23 protein-coding genes and 1 tRNA gene are annotated in these 22009 nt (G+C 60.7%); 4 read left to right on the forward strand and 20 right to left on the reverse strand.

The features are described from left to right. Positions 1 to 12 precede the first annotated feature (12 nt). The 6 genes from VB618_RS10050 to VB618_RS10075 all read right to left on the reverse strand — a co-directional run bounded on the left by VB618_RS10050 (position 13) and on the right by VB618_RS10075 (position 7093). Positions 13 to 1344: a family 1 glycosylhydrolase gene (locus VB618_RS10050; protein WP_329796486.1), complete on the reverse strand. Its 1332-nt coding sequence runs from the start codon at positions 1342 to 1344 to the stop codon at positions 13 to 15. 47 nt (positions 1345 to 1391) lie between these two features. Then, a complete protein-coding gene (gene metG, locus VB618_RS10055; RefSeq protein ID WP_329796487.1) occupies positions 1392 to 2942 on the reverse strand; it encodes a methionine--tRNA ligase in 1551 nt (516 codons plus the stop codon). A gap of 52 nt (positions 2943 to 2994) precedes the next feature. Next, positions 2995 to 4059, reverse strand: a complete 1065-nt coding sequence (locus VB618_RS10060) for a DNA polymerase III subunit delta' (protein WP_329796488.1) — start codon at positions 4057 to 4059, stop codon at positions 2995 to 2997. Continuing rightward, positions 4049 to 4738, reverse strand: coding sequence for a dTMP kinase (tmk, locus tag VB618_RS10065; RefSeq protein ID WP_329796489.1), 690 nt, complete (start codon positions 4736 to 4738; stop codon positions 4049 to 4051). The genes VB618_RS10060 and tmk overlap by 11 nt, the downstream gene beginning before the upstream one ends. Then, positions 4738 to 5949, reverse strand: a complete 1212-nt coding sequence (locus VB618_RS10070; protein ID WP_329796490.1) for a D-alanyl-D-alanine carboxypeptidase family protein — start codon at positions 5947 to 5949, stop codon at positions 4738 to 4740. The genes tmk and VB618_RS10070 overlap by 1 nt, the downstream gene beginning before the upstream one ends. A 127-nt stretch (positions 5950 to 6076) precedes the next feature. Continuing rightward, entirely contained in the window at positions 6077 to 7093 is a 1017-nt protein-coding gene (locus VB618_RS10075) for a septal ring lytic transglycosylase RlpA family protein (RefSeq protein ID WP_329796491.1), read from the reverse strand. A 516-nt stretch (positions 7094 to 7609) separates the two neighbouring features. On the opposite strand from VB618_RS10075, the gene VB618_RS10080 reads away from it, so the two are divergent. Continuing rightward, a tRNA-Ser gene (locus VB618_RS10080) sits at positions 7610 to 7699 on the forward strand. Positions 7700 to 7790: 91 nt separating this feature from the next. On the opposite strand, the gene pobA is transcribed toward VB618_RS10080, so the two are convergent. Continuing rightward, a complete protein-coding gene (pobA, locus tag VB618_RS10085; protein ID WP_329796492.1) occupies positions 7791 to 8960 on the reverse strand; it encodes a 4-hydroxybenzoate 3-monooxygenase in 1170 nt (389 codons plus the stop codon). 189 nt (positions 8961 to 9149) lie between these two features. Between pobA and VB618_RS10090 the strand changes: the two genes are divergently transcribed. Next, the gene (locus VB618_RS10090) at positions 9150 to 9317 is read left to right on the forward strand and encodes a hypothetical protein (RefSeq protein WP_329796493.1); all 168 of its coding nucleotides are present in this window, start codon (positions 9150 to 9152) and stop codon (positions 9315 to 9317) included. Between the two features lie 6 nt (positions 9318 to 9323). Here the strand turns inward: VB618_RS10090 and VB618_RS10095 are convergent, their stop codons facing one another. The 8 genes from VB618_RS10095 to pcaD are packed head-to-tail and all read right to left on the reverse strand — an operon-like array spanning position 9324 to position 15865. Next, a complete protein-coding gene (locus VB618_RS10095) occupies positions 9324 to 10391 on the reverse strand; it encodes a 3-carboxy-cis,cis-muconate cycloisomerase (RefSeq protein WP_442931735.1) in 1068 nt (355 codons plus the stop codon). 11 nt (positions 10392 to 10402) lie between these two features. Then, positions 10403 to 11608 carry a 3-oxoadipyl-CoA thiolase gene (pcaF, locus tag VB618_RS10100; RefSeq protein ID WP_329796494.1) on the reverse strand — a complete coding sequence of 402 codons (1206 nt, stop codon included), beginning with the start codon at positions 11606 to 11608 and terminating at the stop codon, positions 10403 to 10405. 1 nt (position 11609) lies between these two features. After that, positions 11610 to 12398 carry a CoA-transferase subunit beta gene (locus VB618_RS10105; protein ID WP_329796495.1) on the reverse strand — a complete coding sequence of 263 codons (789 nt, stop codon included), beginning with the start codon at positions 12396 to 12398 and terminating at the stop codon, positions 11610 to 11612. 1 nt (position 12399) lies between these two features. Further along, entirely contained in the window at positions 12400 to 13245 is an 846-nt protein-coding gene (locus tag VB618_RS10110; protein WP_329796496.1) for a CoA transferase subunit A, read from the reverse strand. Between the two features lie 21 nt (positions 13246 to 13266). Next, complete coding sequence (gene pcaG / locus VB618_RS10115; protein WP_329796497.1) at positions 13267 to 13893, reverse strand: protocatechuate 3,4-dioxygenase subunit alpha; 627 nt, start codon at positions 13891 to 13893, stop codon at positions 13267 to 13269. After that, positions 13893 to 14618 (reverse strand): protocatechuate 3,4-dioxygenase subunit beta, encoded by a 726-nt coding sequence (gene pcaH / locus VB618_RS10120; RefSeq protein ID WP_329796498.1) that lies wholly within the window; start codon positions 14616 to 14618, stop codon positions 13893 to 13895. Before pcaH ends, pcaG begins: the two co-directional genes overlap by 1 nt. Before the next feature lie 52 nt (positions 14619 to 14670). Further along, the gene (gene pcaC, locus VB618_RS10125; RefSeq protein WP_442931745.1) at positions 14671 to 15039 is read right to left on the reverse strand and encodes a 4-carboxymuconolactone decarboxylase; all 369 of its coding nucleotides are present in this window, start codon (positions 15037 to 15039) and stop codon (positions 14671 to 14673) included. Between the two features lie 31 nt (positions 15040 to 15070). Continuing rightward, entirely contained in the window at positions 15071 to 15865 is a 795-nt protein-coding gene (gene pcaD / locus VB618_RS10130; protein ID WP_329796500.1) for a 3-oxoadipate enol-lactonase, read from the reverse strand. A 251-nt stretch (positions 15866 to 16116) separates the two neighbouring features. On the opposite strand from pcaD, the gene VB618_RS10135 reads away from it, so the two are divergent. Then, positions 16117 to 16899 (forward strand): IclR family transcriptional regulator, encoded by a 783-nt coding sequence (locus VB618_RS10135; protein ID WP_329796501.1) that lies wholly within the window; start codon positions 16117 to 16119, stop codon positions 16897 to 16899. Here the strand turns inward: VB618_RS10135 and VB618_RS10140 are convergent. Continuing rightward, entirely contained in the window at positions 16896 to 17735 is an 840-nt protein-coding gene (locus tag VB618_RS10140; RefSeq protein WP_329796502.1) for a 3-keto-5-aminohexanoate cleavage protein, read from the reverse strand. The two genes, VB618_RS10135 and VB618_RS10140, sit on opposite strands and share 4 nt — an antisense overlap. Before the next feature lie 280 nt (positions 17736 to 18015). Between VB618_RS10140 and VB618_RS10145 the strand changes: the two genes are divergently transcribed. Further along, positions 18016 to 18345, forward strand: coding sequence for a helix-turn-helix domain-containing protein (locus VB618_RS10145; RefSeq protein WP_329796503.1), 330 nt, complete (start codon positions 18016 to 18018; stop codon positions 18343 to 18345). A gap of 168 nt (positions 18346 to 18513) precedes the next feature. On the opposite strand, the gene VB618_RS10150 is transcribed toward VB618_RS10145, so the two are convergent. The 4 genes from VB618_RS10150 to VB618_RS10165 form a co-directional block, all read right to left on the reverse strand. Next, on the reverse strand, positions 18514 to 18882 hold the full coding sequence (locus tag VB618_RS10150; protein WP_329796504.1) for a response regulator transcription factor: 369 nt from the start codon (positions 18880 to 18882) through the stop codon (positions 18514 to 18516). Positions 18883 to 18992: 110 nt separating this feature from the next. Next, positions 18993 to 19604 carry a response regulator FixJ gene (gene fixJ, locus VB618_RS10155; RefSeq protein ID WP_329796505.1) on the reverse strand — a complete coding sequence of 204 codons (612 nt, stop codon included), beginning with the start codon at positions 19602 to 19604 and terminating at the stop codon, positions 18993 to 18995. After that, the gene (locus VB618_RS10160; RefSeq protein WP_442931736.1) at positions 19594 to 21132 is read right to left on the reverse strand and encodes a PAS domain-containing sensor histidine kinase; all 1539 of its coding nucleotides are present in this window, start codon (positions 21130 to 21132) and stop codon (positions 19594 to 19596) included. Before VB618_RS10160 ends, fixJ begins: the two co-directional genes overlap by 11 nt. 557 nt (positions 21133 to 21689) lie before the next feature. Continuing rightward, on the reverse strand, positions 21690 to 22009 hold a 320-nt coding region (locus tag VB618_RS10165), incomplete at its 5' end, for a hypothetical protein (protein WP_329796506.1).

Below are 22009 nucleotides of genomic sequence, written 5' to 3' on the forward strand. Positions count from 1 at the left end.
CAGCGCTCTCGTCTACCGATGCCCGCCCTGGGCGGTTGCCACAGGCTCATCGTCCTCTTTTGTTTCCTTGCGCCGCATCTTGCGCAGCCGCTCCTGGTGTCTGCGAACTGCAACCTCATCATACTCCTGTGGCCGAACGACGGGAACAGTGAGGCACACGCTCTGGGCCGGCAGAACATCGCACCAGGAATGGATCAGTTGCTTGTAGCAGCGCCCCACGGGACGGATATTGCGGTCGAGATCGTAGAGGCCTACGGGCGTGACGCGGTTGTTTTCCTCTCGGAGAGCCACGTCCCAATCCACCTGATCGGTCAACGAGTACCAGGTGAAGCCGACAATCGGCACGCCGGTATTGCGGACGTGAAGCACGTTGGCCCACTGCTTCCAGAGCCAATCCACGGCTTCCTGGCCCGTTGGACCCTCCATGAGGTTCGTCTCGGTATGCATGACCGGCAGCTTGTAACGATCATAATATTGTCGGGTAATCTCGTCGTAGCCGAACACGTCACCGGCGGCCCTCGTCAGTCCGTCCGCCGCGACCCTATGCTCGTTTGTGACGTAATAGTCGTTTCCCATGATGCAGTGGTGACGGAGCGATGAACGGCTGAGGAAGAAATGATACTCGTCCCGCGTCATCCCGTTATCCATCAGGAACTCGTACATCTCCGAGTCGACCCGCCGGCCATAGTTCAGATCGAGGGACAGGAAGCGGCGGGCGTTCATGATCTCGGCTGGCTTGATGGCAGCCGGGTTCTCGGCGTGAAAATACTCTGATGACTCACTCTGAATGAACAGGGCATCCGGGCGAACCTTGAGGATCCTTTCCATGGCCAGCACATTGGCCTTCACGATGTGCTTGAGCGCCGTCACGAATGCCTGTTCGCTGCGCATCTGCTCGTTCCACCAGCCATAGGCAGCCGAGAACTGGGCACAGATGAACATCTCGTTGATCGGGGTATAGAGCTGAACCCAAGGAAAGCGACGCGCGAAGTCTTCCGCGTAAGCTGCGAAGAGATCTGGGAAATCTGGATTCTGGAAGTTGCCGATCCAGTCGGGAACACCGAAATGGCACAGGTCAACGATGGGGATGAGGTTGCGGCGATGGATCTCGCCGAATGTCATGTCCGCAAAGGACCAGTCGTAGCGGCCAGGACCGAGAAAGCTCGTGTGAAGCGGCGGCCCATAGCGCAGGACCTGGATATCGAGCTCGTCCAGGAGGTCGAAGTCGGTCCGCCAGTGCTTGTAATGGCCGCACTTCTCCATCTGATCGATGCGAGTGCGGCCATTGTTGATCGTCGGGATGCTGTTCTCGATCCCGGTGGCGAACATGAAGGTGGTGTACATGGAACGCTTCCGCTTGGGGCCCTTTCGGGCCAGTCAAAGCGGAAGCGTCAGGACACCTCCGCTTCGAGATAACGCGGGAAAATCGGGGCCGGTTGCGGAAGGGCCGTCCCGGCTGCCAGACGATGCTCCGGCCCGACCGCAGCAAGACCCCTGCCCTCCTGCGGAACAGCCAGCAGATCGAGCAGCTTGGCCGCGGCGTTCGGCACGAAAGGCTGAGCCAGGATACCGACCGCGCGCAGGATCTCAGCCGTTACGTAAAGCACGGTGTTCATGCGCTCAGGGTTGGTCTTGCGCAGCACCCAGGGCTCCTGGGAGGCGAAATACCGGTTGGCCTCGGCCACTACGGCCCAGATTTCCGCCAGCGTCGTATGCAGGGCGAAATCCTTCATGGCTGCCCGTGTCTTCGCCGGCAGGGCATCGGCGAGCCAGAGCATGTCCTGGTCGGCCTGGGTGAGCTCCCCCGGCTGCGGCACGGAAGCGTCGCAGTTCTTGGCGATCATGGACAGGGAGCGCTGCGCCAGGTTGCCGAGATCGTTCGCGAGATCCGCGTTGATGCGGTTGACGATGGCCTCGTGGGAGTAGTTGCCATCCTGCCCGAAGGGAACCTCGCGCATGAAGAAGTAGCGGATCTGATCGACGCCATAGGTGTCGGCGAGGTCGAAAGGATCGACCACGTTGCCGACCGACTTCGACATCTTCTCGCCCTTGTTGAGCAGGAAGCCGTGACCGAAGACGCGCTTGGGCAGCGGCAGCTCGGCCGACATCAGGAAGGCCGGCCAATAGACCGTGTGGAAGCGGAGGATGTCTTTGCCGATGATGTGCACATCGGCCGGCCAGTAATGCCAGCGCGGATCGTCCTGGTTCGGGAAGCCGCATCCGGTCATGTAGTTGTTGAGCGCGTCGATCCACACATACATCACGTGTTTCGGATCGCCGGGCACCGGCAGGCCCCAGTTGAAGGTCGTGCGGCTGATCGAGAGATCCTGCAGGCCAGACCTGACGAAGCTGGTGATCTCGTTCCGGCGGGTCTCCGGGCTGATGAAGTCCGGGTGAGCCTCGTAATGGGCGAGCAGGCGGTCCTGATAGGCGGAAAGGCGGAAGAAGTAGCTCTCCTCCTCGATCCATTCGACAGGTGTTCCCGTGGGCGCACGCCAGCTGCCGTCGGGCTGCTTGGTCAGCTCGGCCTCGTCGTAATAGGCCTCGTCCCGGACCGAGTACCAGCCGGAATACTTGGAAAGATAGATGTCCCCCTTCTCCTGCATCCGGCGCCAGAGCTCCTGGGTCGAAGGCACATGATCCGCATCGGTGGTGCGGATGAAGCGGTCGTAAGAGCAGTCGAGCCGGTCCGCCATGGCGCGGAACTTGGCGGCCATCTCGTCGACGAAGTCCTTCGGCGTGGTGTCGTTCTTGTCGGCGGTCTGCTGAATCTTGAGCCCGTGCTCGTCCGTGCCGGTCATGAAGAACACATCATAGCCGTCGATGCGCTTGAACCGCGCGATCGCATCCGAGGCGACGACCTCGTAGGCATGACCGATATGGGGAGCCCCATTCGGGTACGAGATAGCCGTGGTGATGTAGAACTTCTGCTTGTCAGCCATGTCGAATCCCTGATCCTATAATACCCTTCGGCTCCTGCGGACGGCGGAGGCTTCAGGCCGCTCGCCGAACAGCTTCGGCAAGATCGTCGAACATCGTCAGGATGAAGGGCCGGCGGTCGAGGTTGAACACGTCGATCTCGCGCGCCGAACGGCCGATCTTCTCACATACCTCCACCAAAGGTGCAAGGCGGGAGGCTCCGAGCCCTGCTCTGTCGTGCAAACGCTCGGACACCCAGCGCTGGACGGTTTCCAGGGTCAGCTCGTAGCTGTCGTCCGCGTCGCGCCGGGCGAGAGCCTCCGCCAGGGCGAGGACCTGCTTGGTGTCGGTCTTTGGCAGCCCGTCGAGGAGCTTCGTGACCTGATCGATGAAGGCGACCTTCTCGGCATCGAGCAGCTCGAGGGTCCGGCGGACGGACCCTTCTCCATAGCGGAGCGCCTGATCGACCACGTCCTGCGGAATGCCCGACCATGGTGAGCCAAGCGAGGTAATGGCTGCCCTAATCTCCTGGTTCTCCAGGGGGCGCAGGAGCAGGCGTCGGCAGCGGGAGCGTATGGTCGGCAGAACCCGTTGCGGGGCATGGCTCACAATCAGGAAGAGCGAGCGCGGGGGTGGCTCCTCGATCACTTTGAGCAGGGCGTTGGCGCTCGAGATGGTGAGATCCTCGGCGCTGTCCACGATACAGACCCGATAACCTCCGTTAGCGGCTGTGGAGCCGAACATGTTGAGCGCCCGACGCACCGCGTCCACGGGAATCGTTGTCGATGCCGCCTTCTTGTCTGTCGGCGGAGACCGCCTCAGCACGGCCAGATTGGGATGGGACAGGGCTGCGACCTGACGCGCCACCTGGGATTCAGGCGGCACGTCCAGGCTGGCGAGCGACTTGTCGCCCGCTTTCTGGGAGTCGAGGACGGCTCGGGCAACGCGATACGCGAGCGTTGCCTTGCCGATGCCCTGGGCCCCGCCGATCAGCCAGGCATGGTGCAGGCGACCGCTCTGGAGCCCCTCCAGAAAAGCGTCCTCGCCTTCCCGATGGCCGAAGAAGGCGAACTGCTCCCGGGGATGCGGCGCTCCCTCGAACCCATCCGGCTCGACCACGTCCTGAGCGTCACGCGACATCGAGCGACCTCAAGGCATTGTCCGACAAGCGGTTCTGGGCGAGCTGAGGCAGCCTCTCACGTAAGGAAGCCCATATCGCCGCCCCGACCTCGTCGGGCTCCTGGTCGGCATTGATGACCACGCATCGTTTCGGCTCGGAACGGGCGATGGATAGAAAGGCTTGGCGCAAGGAGTGATGAAAGGAGGCTTCCTCCCCTTCAAACCGGTCCGCACCCTCGCCCCTGCCCGCCTGGCGCTCCCGGGCGCGGGCGAGGCCGGTTTCAGCCGGAAGATCGAGGATGAACGTCAGGTCGGGTTTGACGCCCCGAAGCGTTACCCGCTCGAGTTGGTCGATGAGCGCCGTGTCGATGTTCCCGGCCGAACCCTGATAGGCCCTGGTTGAGTCCGCGAAACGGTCGCAGAGGACGTGAGTGCCGCGGTTAAGGGCCGGAATGATCGTCCTGTCCAGGTGGTCGATGCGGGCGGCGGCGAACAGTAGGGCTTCCGCGAAGGGGCCGAGATGCTTGGCGTGCCCTCCCAGAATGAATGCGCGGATCTCCTCCGCATGAGGCGATCCGCCCGGCTCGCGCGTCACGAGAGCCGGCTGGGCCAGTTCCCCCAGCCGTTGTTTGAGCCGCTCGATCTGGGTCGACTTGCCTGCGCCCTCCCCGCCCTCAAAGGTGATGAAGCAACCTACCATTAAATGCTTTCGACGAGGCTCGAGAATGCGCGGCGAACCCAACCCGTGCTGAATTCAAGCAAGCCATCGAGTGCCCGCTGGCTCAGCGTGCCCTGCTGGACATCCTCGTTGGCATAGAGCGGCATATCGAGCGCCTGCATGTCACCACGGCTGACCTGAAGCCGGGCCACCTCGGCTCCCTTCTGGATGGGAGCCTTCAGAGGACCGGTATAAACGATGCGTGCGGTCACCCGCTCGCCGTCGCCACGGGGCACAAGTACACGAACAGGCTTCTTCGCCACAAGGGGAAGCGAGCGCATGTTCCCACCGAAAACCTGAGCCTCGCCAACGACCTGCCCTTCCGCAAACAACTGCTGGGCCTCGAAGGCCCGGAAGCCCCAATCCAGGAGCTTTCTGGATTCCGTCGCTCGGTCCTTGGCCGTCTTCAGGCCGTTCACCACCACGATCAGGCGCTGGTCGTTCTGAACAGCGGAGCCGATGAGGCCATAGCCAGCTTCGTCGATATTACCGGTTTTCAGCCCGTCCGCGCCAATATCCGCGAAGAGCAGAGGATTACGGTTCTGCTGGCGGATCTTGTTCCAAGTGAACTCGCGCTCACCGAACATCTTGTAGAGATCCGGGTAAGTCTCGATGACATAGAGGGCGAGCTTGGCGAGGTCGCGAACGGTGACCTTCTGCTCGGGGTGCCCGTAGCCCGTCGAGTTGCGGAAGGTGGACTTCGAGAGACCAATCTGCTTGGCCCGCTCGTTCATCATGCGGGCGAAGTTTTCCTCGGTTCCGGCAATGCCTTCGGCAAGGGCGATGGCGGCATCGTTGCCCGATTGCACGATCAGGCCACGCAGGAGGTCCTCAAGGCGTACAGGGGTATTCACTTTGGCGAACATGGACGAGCCGCCGGAGCCGCTTCCGCCCTTCCGCCAGGCATTCTCCGACACCACGAACTCGCTGTCGAAATTCAAACGGCCGTTCTTGATCTCGTTGAAAACGACCTCGGCCGTCATGACCTTCGCCATGCTGGCCGGTGCCGTCGGCTCATCCGCGTTCTTCTCGAAAAGAACCGCATGGCTTCCGGCATCCATCAGGATGGCCGTGGGGGCTGCCGTCTGGAACTCCTGGGCCCGCGCTTCCTGCGTCCCGTGAGACGAAAAGGACAAACCACTGACTACAAACACAAAGGCCGCAAGGATTCGGGCGGCTTGAGGCTGACGCATAGCTAGAAATCTCCAGGCTCTTCCCCTAGGAGATCCCGAATCTGTGGCGCGTCAACAACAAATCAACATTCAGCCACGCTGGGCTGTGCGCGGAGGCGCGAAGCTCAGGAGAGACAGTTTTTCCGGCTTAGCGGAGCACGAAGTTCTGCGCAGCGGGACCTGTGGATGAGCCGCCTCTCTGGAAGCCAGACGGCCCCGTGCTGGAAGGTGTCTCATAAAGGCTGGCGACCACCGGGCGGGAGGCCGGCTGCTGGCTCGGAGCTGCCGAGCTGATTCTGGCCACCGGGCTTGCCGCACCGGGAATCGTGCCGAGATCGAAGGGACGCTCGGGCGGCAACGGTGCATTGACGGCGACCGCACTGGGCATCGCTGAAGACTGGGAGGCCCGGGCGGGAGACTGGTAAGCCTCACTGTCAGGCTCGTAGCTGCGCAGGGCGATGGCTTGACGCGGAGCGTTCGGCTGCGGAGCCGCCTGGGCAATCATTGTCGGAGCCGTGTTGGTGAGACTGGCGGGCTGGCCGTCCGTCCTGAGGCTCGCCATCAGGATGCGGTCGTCGCTCCCGTTGGTGGACGCCCGGCCGACATACTCCACCTTCACTCGGGCCGTCCCCTGCTGCTTGAAGTCGAGAGCCATGGCGGCGCGTTCGGAGACATCGATCACCCGGTTGCCATGGAAAGGCCCGCGATCGTTGACGCGAACGATCATGGATCGACCGTTCTGGAGATTCGTGACACGGGCATAGCTCGGCAGCGGCATTGTCGTATGGGCAGCTGCGATCGAGGCGCGATCAAACACCTCACCATTCGCCGTCATGCGTCCGTGGAAATTCGCTCCATACCACGAGGCTAGGCCCTCAGTCGGGCGTGGGGTGGCATCGGGAACGTAGGTGCGGCCAGCAACCGTGTAAGGCTTGCCGACCATGTCACGGCCGCCGCCCTTCGGAACAGGCTGCCCATCGGCAACCACTTTTGGGCTCGGAGCAACGCCGTACTTCGGATCGACCCCTCCCCTGACATTCGAGGAGCAGTTGGCCGCCATCAGGGCAATGGCCGTAACGCCTGCAACGCGGAGCAGATTCCGCTGAGTGGAGGATGAGATCGTTCCCCTCAGCCCGGTGTTCGCTTCAGCGCGGTTGCAACGCATGTCGTCTCGCATCCTGTTGTCAGCACGAAGCATGGCCCAGTCCACGTTTGCCCCAGACATCAAGCTAAACTGCTTTTCAGCCCTTAAAGGAAAGTTAAACAGCCGCGCTTGTCAATGGCAAAGCTAGTGATCTTGATACTGAGTATCATATGAGCGTGAAAAGACAACGGTTTCAGCTATTTGCATTCTCCGATGGCCCCAAGTTGAGAAAGCCGTCATCTATGAGGCCTCGCTTCCATATGCGACCTAATTCGGCCCTACCCATGAAAAAAAATTAATAATTTCAGTATTTTGGCTCAAGGGCGCGCTTTTAGATGCGCTGTATCTATGTAGGGCCAACTGGCTTGGCCATACTCACGGCCTGCAGCCTGCACGACGTGACGTAGTTAATGAATCAGGTGCTAGACCTGTTATTTCTTGAGACTGTCCCCGCTGCATAGGAATCGATACGAGTTGACGACCTCGGGTTCGCAGCCTTAGAGGTTGCCACAGTCCCGAGCCCGCCTCGGGCTATCAGGAGGGGTGGCCGAGTGGTTTAAGGCAGCGGTCTTGAAAACCGCCGTGGGTGCAAGCCCACCGTGGGTTCGAATCCCACCCCCTCCGCCACCTGTCTATGCGGGGCCTAAATATCTGCCCTTATCCGGCTTTCCATGAGGCCTTCGGCGGCTCTCATACAGGTTTTCCATGGAGAGCGAGTTCAGAATGGCAGTCCGGTATAATTCTCGGCCAAAGAGCGTGCCGCGGCCGTGGAGCTTCTGAGATACTCGAATTCCGCTCTTTGAATGCGCCTGCCAAAGGAATCTGTATCCGGGAAGGTGTGGAGGATCGACGTCATCCACCAGGAAAACCGCTCAGCCTTCCAGATCCGGGACAGGACGCGCGCGGAATAGCCATCGATTCCGGCTGAGGACCGTTCGGCATAGTATTCGACCAGAGCCTCCGCCAAGGCGGCAACATCGCTGGCGGCGAGGTTCAAGCCCTTGGCTCCGGTTGGCGGTACGATATGAGCCGCATCGCCTGCAAGGAACAGGCGACCGAAACGGAGAGGCTCGGCCACAAAGCTTCTTAAGGGTGCAATGGATTTCTCAATCGACGGAGCTGTCATCAGTTTGTCAGCCGTTTGTTCGTCGACGCGTCGCCGAAGTTCGTCCCAGAAGCGCTGATCGGACCACTCCTCTACCCTGTCGCTGGAAGTCACCTGGACATAGTAGCGGCTGCGGGTGGGCGACCTCATGGAGCAGAGCGCAAAGCCGCGCTCGTGATGGGCGTAGATCAGTTCGTCGGAAACCGGCGGTTTGTCGACGAGGATGCCGAGCCAGCCGAAGGGATAGACCCGCTCAAAGGTTCGCAGCGCATTCTGAGGGACACTGGCGCGAGACACTCCATGATAGCCGTCACAGCCGGCAATGAAATCGCAGGCAAGCTCGTGCTCGACGCCATCCTTGACGTAGCGCACTTTCGGCGCATCGCCGTCGAAGTCATGGAGGGAGACGTTCTCTGCTTCATAGATGGTCGTCAGGCCTGAACGGTCACGGGTCTGCATGAGGTCGCGGGTGACCTCCGTCTGTCCATAAACGGTGACCGTGCAGCCGATCAATTCCTGGAAGTTGAAGCGATGACGGTCGCCATCGAAACATAACTCGACGCCCTCATGCACGAGACCTTCCGCATGCAGCTTCTCGGCGACGCCCGCCCTGTCCAGGAGTTCGACCGTGCCCTGTTCCAGAACGCCGGCACGGATGCGCCCCAGGACGTATTCCTGACTTCGGCGCTCCAGGATGACGGTTTCGATCCCAGCGTTTTCCAGGAGCCGTCCCAGCAGGAGTCCGGCCGGACCCGAGCCGATAATGGCAACCTTCGTACGCATGGCGGTCTCCTCCTGATGGCCGCTGCCACGGCCCTTTCTGGACAGAATGGACCTCGGCTGTGCAACGGACAATATGAAAACGCTTTGGCTGAGACCTGACAGCCTCAACTGACCCAAAGCTCGTCCTTACAAAGCACGATAGCAGAAACCTCCCAGGCAACATGACGTTACACTCGCAAGGAGGCGCCCATGTCCGACACAGACCGAAAGAACCCTGGCGACGAGGATGCACCGGGCACCAAGCAGACCGGAGAGAACATTTGCCCGACTTGCAGCGGATCCGGTCGTCTCGGAGAGAAGACCTGTTCGGATTGCGGCGGTTCAGGCCGGATCACTGCCATCGTCGGAGATGCTTGAAGGGAGTTAACTCCTGATCTTCGAGGCACAGAAACTCATCCCGCTGACCAAAGCCTGAGCGCTTCTCAAGCCCGCAGCGGTTGCGACGACCATCTGCGGCAGCACCATCCATTCGAGGGTCCAAGCGGCGCCGGACCGCTCGTTTTCATGAACGAGCGCCTGATGAAGGGTGCCGAGCATACCTGCATTGAACCGGGCCAGCGCCACGAGCACTTCTGCCGGAACGGGATTAGACTTATGCGGCATGGCCGAGGAGCCGCCGCCCGTCGCAAGCCGCACCTCGCCCACTTCATTCTGTGCCATCAAAGCAACGTCCTGGCCGATCTTTCCCAGGGTTCCAGAGAGAAGCGAGAGGAAGGCCGCGAACTCGCCGATCCGATCACGCTGGGAATGCCAGGATGGCGCTGAGCCGAGACCGAGGATCTCGGCCATGGAATTGGAAACGGCATCGCCACGTCTTTTTAATTCGGCCCTGGTGCCGACAGGACCGCCGAGTTGCACCACAAGGAGCCGCGGCACAAGGACGTCCAAAACCTCCCTGTGCCGCTCCAGCGGCTGGATCCAGGTATCAATCTTGTCGGCGGCCGCAAAAGGAAGTGCCTGCTGCATGCGCGTATGCGCCATCAGGGGCGTCGCACCATCGCGATCCTTTAGGCCCCGCAGGGTTTGGGTCAGCACATCGAGCCGATGCCTAAAGATCTCGACCACGCCCTTCAGGCGAAGCATGAGAGCCGTGTCGATGATGTCCTGGCTTGTCGCGCCGAAATGCACTGCCTTGGCGTGAGCTTCGCCCACAGCGGTTCGAAGCTGCTTGACGAAGGCTGGAACGATGACACCGTCCTGTGCCAGACCCGCGGCCAACCCGGTCCAATCGGGTTGAAAAGAGCCGCAGGCTTCTGCAATTCGCCTTGCCGCTTCATCGCTGATCAGATCCACCCGAGCCTCGGCCTCAGCAAGGGCGGCCTCGGTGCGCAGCATCGCCGAGAGTTCAGCCTCGTTGGAGAACAGCGCCCCTACCTCCTCGTCACCGACGAGGGCCTGCAGCAAAGGATATGGGAGCGTCTGTGTCATCATGGCCTGGAAGCTTAAACAGCCTCGAGGGCAATGGAAATGCCCTGCCCCACACCAACGCACATGGTGGCCAAGGCGCGCTTCTTGCCGCGGAGCTTCAGCTCAAGCGCTGCTGTGCCTGTGATGCGTGCTCCTGACATGCCGAGAGGGTGCCCCAACGCAATGGCGCCGCCGTTCGGGTTCACATGCTCGGCATCCTCCGGGATTCCGAGTTCGCGAAGCACGGCGAGGCCCTGGCTGGCGAAAGCCTCGTTCAGTTCCACCACGTCGAAGTCGGTAGGCTTGAGGCCGAGGCGGGCACAGAGCTTTTTCGTGGATGGCGCCGGTCCGATGCCCATGATCCGTGGCGGCACACCAGCCGTCGCTCCGCCGAGCACGCGGGCAATCGGCTCGAGACCGTACTTCCTGACCGCATCCTCGGAGGCGACAATCAAGGCGGCCGAACCGTCATTTACACCGGAGGCATTGCCGGCGGTCACTGTGCCCTCTTTGCGGAACGGCGTGGGTAGCTTTGCCAATTGCTCAAGCGTGGTGTCACCGCGGGGGTGCTCGTCCTTGTCGACGATGACCGGATCGCCTTTTCGCTTAGGGATTGTGACGGGCACGATCTCCTGTGCCAAGCGGCCATTCGCCTGAGCGGTGGCGGCCTTCCTCTGTGAGCGCAGGGCGAAGGCGTCCTGGTCCTCGCGAGAGATGCCGAAATCGGCCGCCACGTTCTCGCCCGTCTCCGGCATGGAATCGACGCCGTATTGCTGCTTCATCAGCGGGTTGATGAAGCGCCAGCCAATGGTCGTGTCGAAAATCTCGGCATTGCGGGAGAAAGCTGAATCTGCCTTGGGCATGACAAACGGTGCCCGCGACATGGACTCGACGCCGCCGGCGATCATGATCTCCGCCTCGCCCGCCTTGATCGCGCGGGCAGCGGCAATGACGGCATCCATGCCGGAACCGCAGAGGCGGTTCATGGTCGTTCCGCCTGTGGACCCAGGAAGACCTGCCAGCAGAACTGCCATGCGGGCGACGTTACGGTTGTCCTCGCCGGCCTGGTTGGCGCAGCCATAGATCACGTCGTCCACCGCCTCGAAATCGAGGTTGGCATGGCGCTCCAGAAGCGCCTTTAGGGGCACTGCGGCGAGGTCGTCAGCGCGCACGCTCGACAGGGAGCCGCCATAACGGCCGATGGGCGTGCGCACATAGGCGCAGATAAAGGCTTCACGCATCTTAAGATCCCTTCTTGCCGCCATGGGCCCGCTCGGTTCTGGCCTGAAGCTCGCGCAGGGTGGTGAGTTCGAGATCGGACGGCGGAGGTGTTTCTTCTAGTCGGTCGGAGAAGCGCACCTTCCAGCTGCAGGTCTCCTGAACCATATTGCGGGTCACCCCGCGATGCATCGACACCACCGTGAATTCCTTCGTCTCCGGGTCCGGCTTCCAGATGGCCAGATCGGTGATTAGGAGCGTAGGGCCCTTGGTGGTGATGCCGAGACGCTCGCGATGGTTGCCACCCTCGCCGTGCCCGAAGGAGGTGAAGAAGTCGATTTTTTCCACCATGCCGCGGGTCGCCTGTTTCATGGTGATGAAGACCTCCTTGCAGGAGGTGGCAATCTCAGGCGCACCGCCGCCGCCGGGCAGGCGCACTTTCGGTTTATGATAGTCGCCGATCACCGTGGTGTTGATATTGCCGAAGCGGTCGAGTTGGGCGGCTCCCAGGAAGCCGATGGAGATGCGTCCGCCCTGGAGCCAGTACCGGAACATCTCGGGCACCGATACGGTGGTCACTGCCGTCTCGCAGAGTTCGCCGTCGCCGATGGAGAGCGGCAGCACGTTGGGCGCGGTGCCGATGGTGCCGCTCTCGTAGATCAGCGTGATATCCGGGGCATGGGTGAGCCGCGCGACATTGCAGGCGGCCGACGGAGCCCCGATGCCGACGAAGCAGGCGTCGTCGTTGGACAGGAAGCGCGCCGCCGCAATCGTCATCATCTCATTGGGGGTGAAGTCGGAGAGGCTCGTCATCTTACAATCCCTTCACCCGGTTAGCGAAGGCCTCAGGCCCTGCGTCCAGCACGTTCTCCTTCATCCAGGCCGTGAAGAGATCGCGGTCGGCGGAGATCTTGTCCCATTCGAGATAGGCCGCGTTGTCGCGGTCGTAATAGCCGTGCGTGTATGATGGATGTGCACCGCCTGGAACGTGAGCGATGGACGAGACGGTCCAATGCGGCAACACGCAGAGATTGGGGTGAAGGTCGTCGAAATCCTCCACGATCTCCTCGACCGTGACCACCGAACGCTTGGAGGCGAGCACGGCCTCCTTCTGCACCCCGATGATGCCCTCGACCAGCACGTCGCCGCGCTGATTGGCCTTCTGGGCATGGATGACAGCCACATCCGGACGATGGGCCGGCACCGCGGCGAGTTCTTCGCCGGTAAAAGGACAGGTGATGCTCTTGATCGACGCATTGACCTCCTTCAGGCCCGCTCCGCGATACCCGCGGAAGACGGCGCAGGGCAACCCGGCCGCACCGGCCTCATAGGCATTGGCCATGGCCGCGTGGCTATGCTCCTCGGTCTCAATGGCCCGGGGCCAGCTGTTCTCAATGGCATCGCGCATCCGGCGCAGGAGGCCGACACCCGGATTGCCCGCATAGGAGAAGATCACCTTCTTCGCCAAGCCCATGCCGATTACCTGGTCATAGATGATATCGGGTGTCATGCGGATCAGGGTGAGATCCTTGACCCCCTGCCGGATCACCTCATGGGCTGCGGCATGGGGAATGAGATGAGTGAAACCCTCGAACGCGACGGTGTCGCCGTCGCGCAGGTTCTCAGTGATAGCCTCCTTGAGGCTCTGAAACTTGGCCATGATGCGCTCTCAGGTCGATGATCAGATGTCGAAGAACACGGTTTCCTTCTCACCCTGCAGGTGAATGTCGAAGGTGTAGGTAGGCAGCCCACTTTCGTCGCCGCGGGTGGCGATCAGGGTCTGAACCCGGTGCTTGTGCTCGATGCGGGCGAGGACTGGGCATTCCGCATTGGCAGCCTCTTCATCGCTGAAATACAGACGCGTATGCAGGCCGATATTGATGCCGCGGGCGACGATCCAGAACGTGATGTGCGGCGCCATCGGGCGCCCATCCTTGTAGGGCACGCGGCCGGGCTTGATCGTCTCGAAGCGGTACTCGCCCGTGATGCCGTCCGTCGGCTGGCGCCCCCATCCGACGAAATTCGAATCAGCCTTGCCGCGCTTCTCTTCAGGGCTGTTGTAGAGTCCGTCGGCATCCGCTTGCCAGATCTCGATCAGCGCGTCCTTGAGCGGCGTTCCGCTGCCATCGAACACGCGCCCTTTGATGATGATCCGCTCGCCCTTCGTATCCGGGCCAACGAGGACGAGGCCAAGGTCCTCCTCCCAGACGCCCGTGATCTCGACCCAGTTCGGGATGGCGCCGATATGGATGTAGGGGCCGGCCGTCTGCGAGGGCGATTCCTTCAACGTCGTGAGCTTCTGAACCATCAGTTACCCTCCATCCGGTTCTCGAACATGGTCGAGCGGCGCCCGCGCAGCACGATGTCGAACTTGTAGGCCATCGAATCCATAGGCAGTGTGGCGTTGCGGTCGAGCGCGGCGATCAGCTGTTCGATGCCTGCCTTGTCGGGAATGGTCGAGACGATCGGGCACTGCCAGATCATCGGATCGCCTTCAAAATACATCTGCGTGATGAGTCGCTGGGCGAAGGCGTGGCCGAAGATCGAGAAGTGAATGTGCGCCGGGCGCCAGTCGTTGACGCCATTCGGCCAGGGATAGGCGCCAGGCTTGATGGTCCGGAAGCAGTAGCGACCTTCCTCATCGGTGATGGCGCGCCCGCAACCGCCGAAATTGGGATCGATGGCGGCGAGATAGGTTTCCTTCTTGTGCCGGTAGCGCCCTCCAGCATTGGCCTGCCAGAACTCAACCAGTGCGCCTGGAACCGGGCGGGTATTCTCATCCAGCACGCGGCCATAGACGATGATGCGCTGCCCGATAGGATCGCCCGTCTTCGCAAAGTTGCGGATGAGATCGTTGTCTAGCGGCCCGATCTTGTTGTGGCCGAACCGGGGGCCGGTCATTTCAGAAATGGTATTGTCGAGCGACAGCAGCGGATATTGCGGCGAGCGCAGCACCGACGTCTTGTACTGAGGCGTGAACGCGGCCGGATGCCAGCTCCGATCCCGCTGATAGAATGATCCTTGATCCGACATTCCTGGCTCTCCCTGCAGCGCCCGACAAGGCTCTGCGCCCAAACCCGACCTGCTACTTGCGAGGCTCGGGATCTGCTTCCATTTCCGCGTAGACTTTCTTGACGATCTTGATGGCGTGGTTGGCCGCGGGCACACCGGCATAGACGGCCACGTGCATTAACGCCTCCTTGATGTCGTCTTTCGTCGCGCCCGTATTCCGGGTCGCGCGGACATGCATGGCGACCTCGTCGTCCTGGCCTAAAGCAGCAAGGAGCGCGATGGTGACGATGGAGCGTTCCCGTTTGGTGAAATGCGGCCGCGACCAGACTGATCCCCAGGCCCCTTCGGTAATGAAGGTCTGAAAGTCGGCGTCGAAATCCGTGATCTGGGCCGTCGCCCGATCTACATGGGCGTCGCCAAGCACTTGGCGGCGAACTGCCATGCCGGCCTTGTAGCGCTCGCTCCCGTTCTTCTCAGCCAAGTCCCGCCTCCCGAAGATGCTGTTTGATAAGCCCCGACAGTTCAGCGGGTCTCTCGACACAGGGAATGTGCCCTGCCCCTCCAATGAGCGCAAACTGGGCATTCGGGATAAGATCGGCGGTCCCTTTGACCACGTCCGCAGGCGTGGAGCCATCCTGGTCGCCTGCCACGCATAGGGTCGGTACGGCAATTCGGCCTGCATCCGGCCTGAGATCCGCATCGCGGATCGCCGCGCAGGTGCCTGCGTAGCCATGGGTTGGGGTGCGGACCAGCATGTTGCGCCATCCGGCGAGATCGTCCCGTCGCGCCTGATGAAACTGGGGAGTGAACCAGCGTTGGAGGACATTGTCAGCGATCGGCTCGATGCCGCCCGTCTCGACGGCGCTGATCCGGTCCGCCCAAAGCTCCGCCGTACCAATCTTCGCTGCCGTGCAGCAGAGGGTCATGGATTGCACGCGTTCAGACACCCGCACGGCCATGCGCTGCGCGATCATGCCGCCAACCGAGAGCCCGACGAAGGACGCCTTCACGATTCCAAGGTGATCAAGGAGCGCGAGAAGATCGTCCGTATGGTCGTCGATGCTGTACGGCGCGGGCGGCGCGTCCGAAAGGCCATGTCCCCGCTTGTCGTAGAGGATGACCCAAAACCGCTCGGTGAACGCCGGAACGACCTCCTGCCAGATCCGCAGATCGCTTCCGAGAGAGTTGATGAAGACGAGAACTGGGCTCTCAGATAGTCCGAGCACCTGATGATGGAGAACGATGCCGTTCACACGTGCAAATGCCATGCCTCACCTTAATGCAGCGAGCCGGCGTCGACGCTAGGCCCGGAAGGCCATGATCAGCGCGCAGACTCCGCCTTTTACCACAAGCTACAGTCTTCTCGGGACGCCTCAACTCTGTTCAGGGTTGAGGCCTCATCTCATCGTCTACAGCTATGTTCGCATAGCGCACATTGAAATTCATATCGCACATGTAGTACGGTTCTCCCACAGCGTGTCAAGGCTACCAAAGTCCAGAACACTTCCCGGAGTAGAGAATGCAGGACGAGTTGATCGTAGATCAGGGCAGCGGAGACCGTGACTTCGTTGCAAGCCTCGAGAAAGGCCTGCTGGTCATCGAAGCCTTCGATGCTAACCGGCCGCGGCTCACTCTATCCGATGTGGCGAAGCTGACCGGGATCACCCGCGCGGCTGCGCGGCGTTATCTGCTGACACTCACAAAGCTGAACTACGCCGAGTTCGACGGACGATACTTCAGCCTCACGCCGAGGATCCTAAGGCTTGGCTACGCCTATCTCTCCTCTGCCTCCCTCTCGGCTCAGGTACAGCCCTTCCTGGAGCGGATCTCCGAAGAAACTGGGGAATCGAGCTCGGCGGCAATCCTCGATGGGGACGACATCGTCTACATCGCTCGCTCGGCTACCCGCAGGATCATGTCAATCGGGCTGGGGGTCGGAAGTCGCCTCCCTGCCCATTGTACTGCCCTGGGCCGCGCAATTCTGGCGCATCAGCCGGATGACGTAATCGATGCGTATCTACAGCGTGTTCGGCTGGAGGCTCGCACACCGAAGACGATCACGGACAAGGCGGCCTTCAGGGCTGTCCTGGAAGCGACCCGCGCCCAAGGCTATGCCCTGGTGAGCGAGGAACTTGAGTACGGGCTCCGCTCTATCGCCGTTCCGGTCGTTCACAGAAACGGCAAGGTTACGATTGCGCTGAATCTCAGCGCGCAGGCCGGGCGCGTCTCGGCTGAGGACATGGAGGGGCGGTTCCTGCCCTTGTTGCGCTCTAGTAGTGAGACGCTGCGCTATATGCTCTAGCTGCCAGCCAGTGGCTGGCAGCCGAGGAGCATACGCGCTTCATCCGGCGTGGCGATGCGATGCCCGTGCCTCTCAACCGCAAGCACCGCATGTTCCACCAGTTCGGCGTTGCTGACGGCAAGACGATCCTTGGATATACGGATATTGTCCTCAAGCCCAGTGCGGACCGCATCGGCGCCTCGCGTGAGAGCCCAATCCATGACCCTGGCTTGATGCCGGCCAATGCCCGCAGCCGTCCAGGTGCAGGTTGGGAATAGATGTTTGGCCTCCTTCAGGAGCACATCGAGCAGTCGCTCCTCGGCAGGTAGCGCGTTCTGAACGCCCATGACGAACTGGATATGTGGCTGCTCGTCCAACAGCGCCTTGTCGGCCAGCCGCCTTGCGGCATGGAGATGGGACAGGTCAAAGATCTCGATCTCCGGCCGGATCCCGAACTCCTTCATCTTCCCGGCCATTTCTTCGACGAGAATCGTATGGTTCTCATACACGATGGTCGGGAAGTTGACCGACCCAGTGGACAGGGATGCCATGTCAGGGCGCAGAAACAGGGCGCTGCTGCGCTGGCTCGGATCTCGACCTCGCCCCCCGGTGGAGAACTGGATGATTATCCCAGGGCACTGCTCGGCGATCCCGGCCTTGACAGCGGCGAAGCGCTCCGGATCGGATGAGGGCGTCTCGTCGTCGTCGCGTACATGGATATGCACGAGCGTGGCACCGACCTCATAGGCTTGGCGCGTCGACTCGATCTGCTCGGCCGGCGTGATCGGTACGGCAGGGTTGTTCTTCTTGCGCGGAACCGATCCGGTGATCGCGACGGCAATGACAACAGGTTTCATGCCCGGCTCCCAAGTTCGAGGACCAACACCTCACCGGGAAACATAGAGCAGCGGCACCTGCAAGAGAACCAGCACACCCTGGCAAGTCTCCTCAGATTCGCAAGACATCGGATGCGCCCGTCGGAGGCCGTGGTTGGAACTGTCGCCTAGCACGTCGTGGCCATGTACACCCCTGCCCTGGCTTTGGCTGCCCTACCCAAGGCTGCGCGTTCGGTTCTGTGCCGAAGCAGTCGGGGACTGCGTCGTCATTGCTTACCGGCGCAGCAACCTAGGCGCTCTGATGTGCAGTGACACCCAGCTTGTCCAGGACATCACGATGGGCATGATGCGCTCCCTCGTCCGGGCCCAGAACCACATGCTGCTGCTGGGTCGCAAGTCGGCTATCGAAAAAATCGCCACCTTCCTCCTCGATATGGCCGAACGTACGGCTGACGACGACGCTCTCGATTTGCCCATGTCGCGCACCGACATTGCCGACCACCTTGGTCTGACGATCGAGACCGTTTCCCGCTCCTTCACACAGCTCGAGCGTCAAGGCGTCATCGAGCTTCCCTCAGCCCGCCACGTGGTGCTGAGCAACAAGGCGGCTTTGGAGCGTCTGAACGTATAGTCGAGGCGTGGTTCTCTAACTATCTAATGCGGCACGAACGAGTCCTTGAGCCCTACAGCTGTGAAGAGTTGCAGGGCTCAAGGGTTTTCGTAATGGGTAGGATTTCGCGCGAAAAGGCGCTCTGCCCGTACGAGCAAGACGGCAAACGCTAAGGCTTATTTCTAGGGATTACGCCAGAGCAGCATGGATGCTGTCGAGCAGGTCGCTGTCGTGGAGAGGCTTCTCAAGGACACTGCGGAAGCCGGACCGCGCCGCTCGGCCATGGAGGTCATCGCTGACTTGGGACGCGATAAGGATCGCAGGGTTCTCGATGTGACGCTGCCGAAGCTTGTCGACCAGCTCAATTCCAGTCATCCCCGGCATGTTATAGTCAATGACGAAGCATCCGTTCTGAGGCAGATCGGTCGCGGCCAGGAGTTCGGCGCCATCCTTGAAGAGGCGCACGGACAGGCCCTCTAGCTCCAGGGCAAACTTCAGTGAGTTGCGGACCGCCGCATCGTCGTCCACGACGATGACAGGTCCCGTGAGCTGAGACATCGTTAAATCTGCTTGACCCTTGGATGTGGCTGGGGCTGAGCGCAACCTGCCAACATGCGGATTATGCACAATGCGGGTCCAAACTATATTCAGAAATATCCCTTAAGGGACTAGCTCGCGTCTATGAGCAATGCCAGACGGACGAGTTCCGACAGGCTTCGCGCCTGCATCTTCGCCATCACATTAGCCCGGTATATCTCCACCGTGCGTGGGCTGATGCCAAGATCGTATGCGATGACCTTATTGGCCTTGCCGGCTACGAGGCCATTGAGAACCTGCCGCTCCCGCTCCGAGAGCGCCTCGAAACGGGCCTTAATCTGTGCTACCTGAGCGTCTTGGTGGCTGCTCTTCTCGTGCCGGGAGAGAGCCTCGCGCACGGTTGTCAGGAAAACCTCATCTCCGAATGGCTTCTCCAGGAAGTCGATGGCGCCCTCCTTCATAGCCTCGACAGCCATCGGAACATCGGCATGACCGGTAATCACGATGATCGGCAGCGTGATGCCACGCTCTTTCAGGCGCCGGATCAGCTCGATGCCGTCGATCCCAGGCATGCGCACATCCGTGACAATGCAGCCTCCCTCGGCGCTCAAGACCTCATCAAGGAAGGCGGAAGCCGATTCATGCAGGCGCACAGGAAGTCCCTCCGATGCCAAAAGGAAGGCTAGTGACTTGCGTACCGCAACATCATCATCGACCACGTGCACGGCCACATCACTCGTCATTCGCCAACTCCTCCCGTTTGATCGTTCTGAGGGTGAAATGGAAAGTCGTTCCCTCACCCTGCTTTGAATCCGCCCAGATCTTTCCGCCATGCGACTCCACGATGGTTCGGCAGATCGATAGGCCAACGCCCATCCCGTGCTTCTTGGTTGTCACGAAGGGTTGGAACAGCTGCGCGGCAACCTCAGGAGCAAGCCCTGGGCCCGTATCCTCGACGATCAGCTCGACATGAGTATCATCAACGACTGCAGTCGCAATCTTCAACTCCCGACGCGTACTTTCCTGCATGGCCTCTATGGCATTCCGGATCAGGTTGAGCAGAACTTGCTGAACCTGAATTCGATCGGCTAAAACGTAGGGGGCATCCGGGTCGAACTGAAAGGCGACCCGGATGCCCTGTTCCTTGGCTCCCACGAGGGAAAGTGCGCTTGCCTCCTCAATCAGTTTGGGCAGGTTCTCGACATGTCGCTCGCTCTCGCCGCGGGCGACGAACTCGCGCAGATGCCGGATCACCTGCCCTGCTCTCAGGGCTTGTTCTCCAGCCTCGTTGACCGCGTCACGGAGCGTGGGAACCGCATCTCCTTCCATGCGTTCCAGGATCCGGCGGCAGCCTTTCAGATAGTTGGTGATTGCTGTCAGAGGTTGGTTGATTTCGTGTGCAAGTGTAGAAGCCATCTCGCCCAGCGCCGTAAAGCGGGACATATGGACGAGCTCGGATTGAAGCTCCTGTAACCGCGTTTCTGTCTGCTGTCGTTCGGTCAGATCCCGGATGAAGCCCGTGAAGTAGCGGATCCCTCCGGAGCGCATCTCGCCTACGGCTAGCTCCATGGGGAAGGTAGAGCCATCCTTACGTTGTCCGACGACAACGCGCCCGATTCCGATGATCCGCCTCTCCCCCGTCCTCAGATAACGGTGCATGTAGCTGTCGTGCTGTTCCCGATAGGGATTCGGCATGAGGATCTTGATATTGTCGCCAATAAGCTCGTCCGGCTCATAGCCGAAGAGACGAACCGCCGTTGCGCTGAACGACTGAATGCAAGCCTGCTCATCGATAACGACCATAGCATCCGGAACCGTCTCCAGGATGGACCGCAGATGGGCTTCCCGTGTTCTGAGGGCTTCTTCGGCCGTGATCCACTCCGTAATGTCGCGGGTGACCATGGCAAAGCCGCTATTCGTGGCGTTGGGCCCTTCTATTGGAGTGAGCGTGACTCTGGCCATGAAGGTGGAGCCATCCTTGCGTGATCTTATGCCCTGGGCCTCGTAGCGTCCTCTCTCTCGGGCCAACTGAAGCTCCTGGGGTAGTTTTTCGTGCGATGGGGCGTCAGGTCCATAAAGAAGGGTGACCGGCTTCCCGACAGCATCCTCTTTGCTCCAGCCATAGATAAGCTCTGCTCCTTTGTTCCAACTGGCAATGAGCCCATCGGCATCGAGAACAGCAAGAGCAATGTCCGTGATCGCTTCGACGAGAAGCTCAGCGATTGTGCTATTCAGTGCAGGGTGATCAGTTGGTGGAACGCTATATGTCAAGGAAGCCTCATCTCCTGGGGTGCCCAGTATAACTCTTTAGCTGCGCCCGAGCAGCCATTACTGCCTCGCTCATATAACAAACACATCATCCGCCTTGCACTGTCCCGCGATGCAGCCAGCAAGATACTCCTGTTCACATTTAGAAGCTCGGCACGGCGTCAGCTATGGGGCTGCATCTTGCAACTGCTGAAAGAAACACCATATCTTTTAAGGGAATTCCGACGGGAACATCTCACTCTCCTTCTATGAGATTGTTTGCATCAGGGCCATTTTTGACAAAGGTCTTGCAAACTGTCTGGGGTTGTTTATATCGGCGCTTCCTTTGGGCTGTTTGGGTCTGAGGGGTTGTTTTCCAGCATGGCGGGTTTGTTCGACCTGGAGCGTGAAGCTCCGGGTTTTGGTCGTGTTGGTGTGTGGCCTGGAGGGTTTCTCCGGCCTTGCCATGAGCATCGGTGGTTCGAAGGTTTTCGAAGCCGCTTTTCGGCTCCTCTGGCGGTTCTTGTCCGGCATGGGCTGCGGGTGTTGAGCCTGGCAGCAAGGTCAGCGCAGAGATGATGTCATTTCTGTGAACGGGAATTCTGTGTCTGTACTTGTGCGGCTGCAGTATTGGTTCGAGAAGAGCTCTCAAATTCTTGTCGAATGCTGTTGACATCGGTCCTGACTTCGCCTAAATAGGGTTCATCGACGGCGCGGTTCTGAGGAGTTGCTGCCGGGAAAGCTTCAGGCTCTGGTCTCCTACAAGGAGAGCCGGGGTGCGTGAGGTTCTTTCCAGTCTCTACTGAGACATGCTCTTTGACATTGTTGAGAGGGGAAGAGAAGCGTAGGCGGCGGTGTCCTTGCGGGCGATTGGCAACAATTGCTGTAAGATACATCGACC

Origin of the sequence: Microvirga sp. CF3062, assembly GCF_036314045.1 — a bacterium.
GTDB lineage: Bacteria > Pseudomonadota > Alphaproteobacteria > Rhizobiales > Beijerinckiaceae > Microvirga.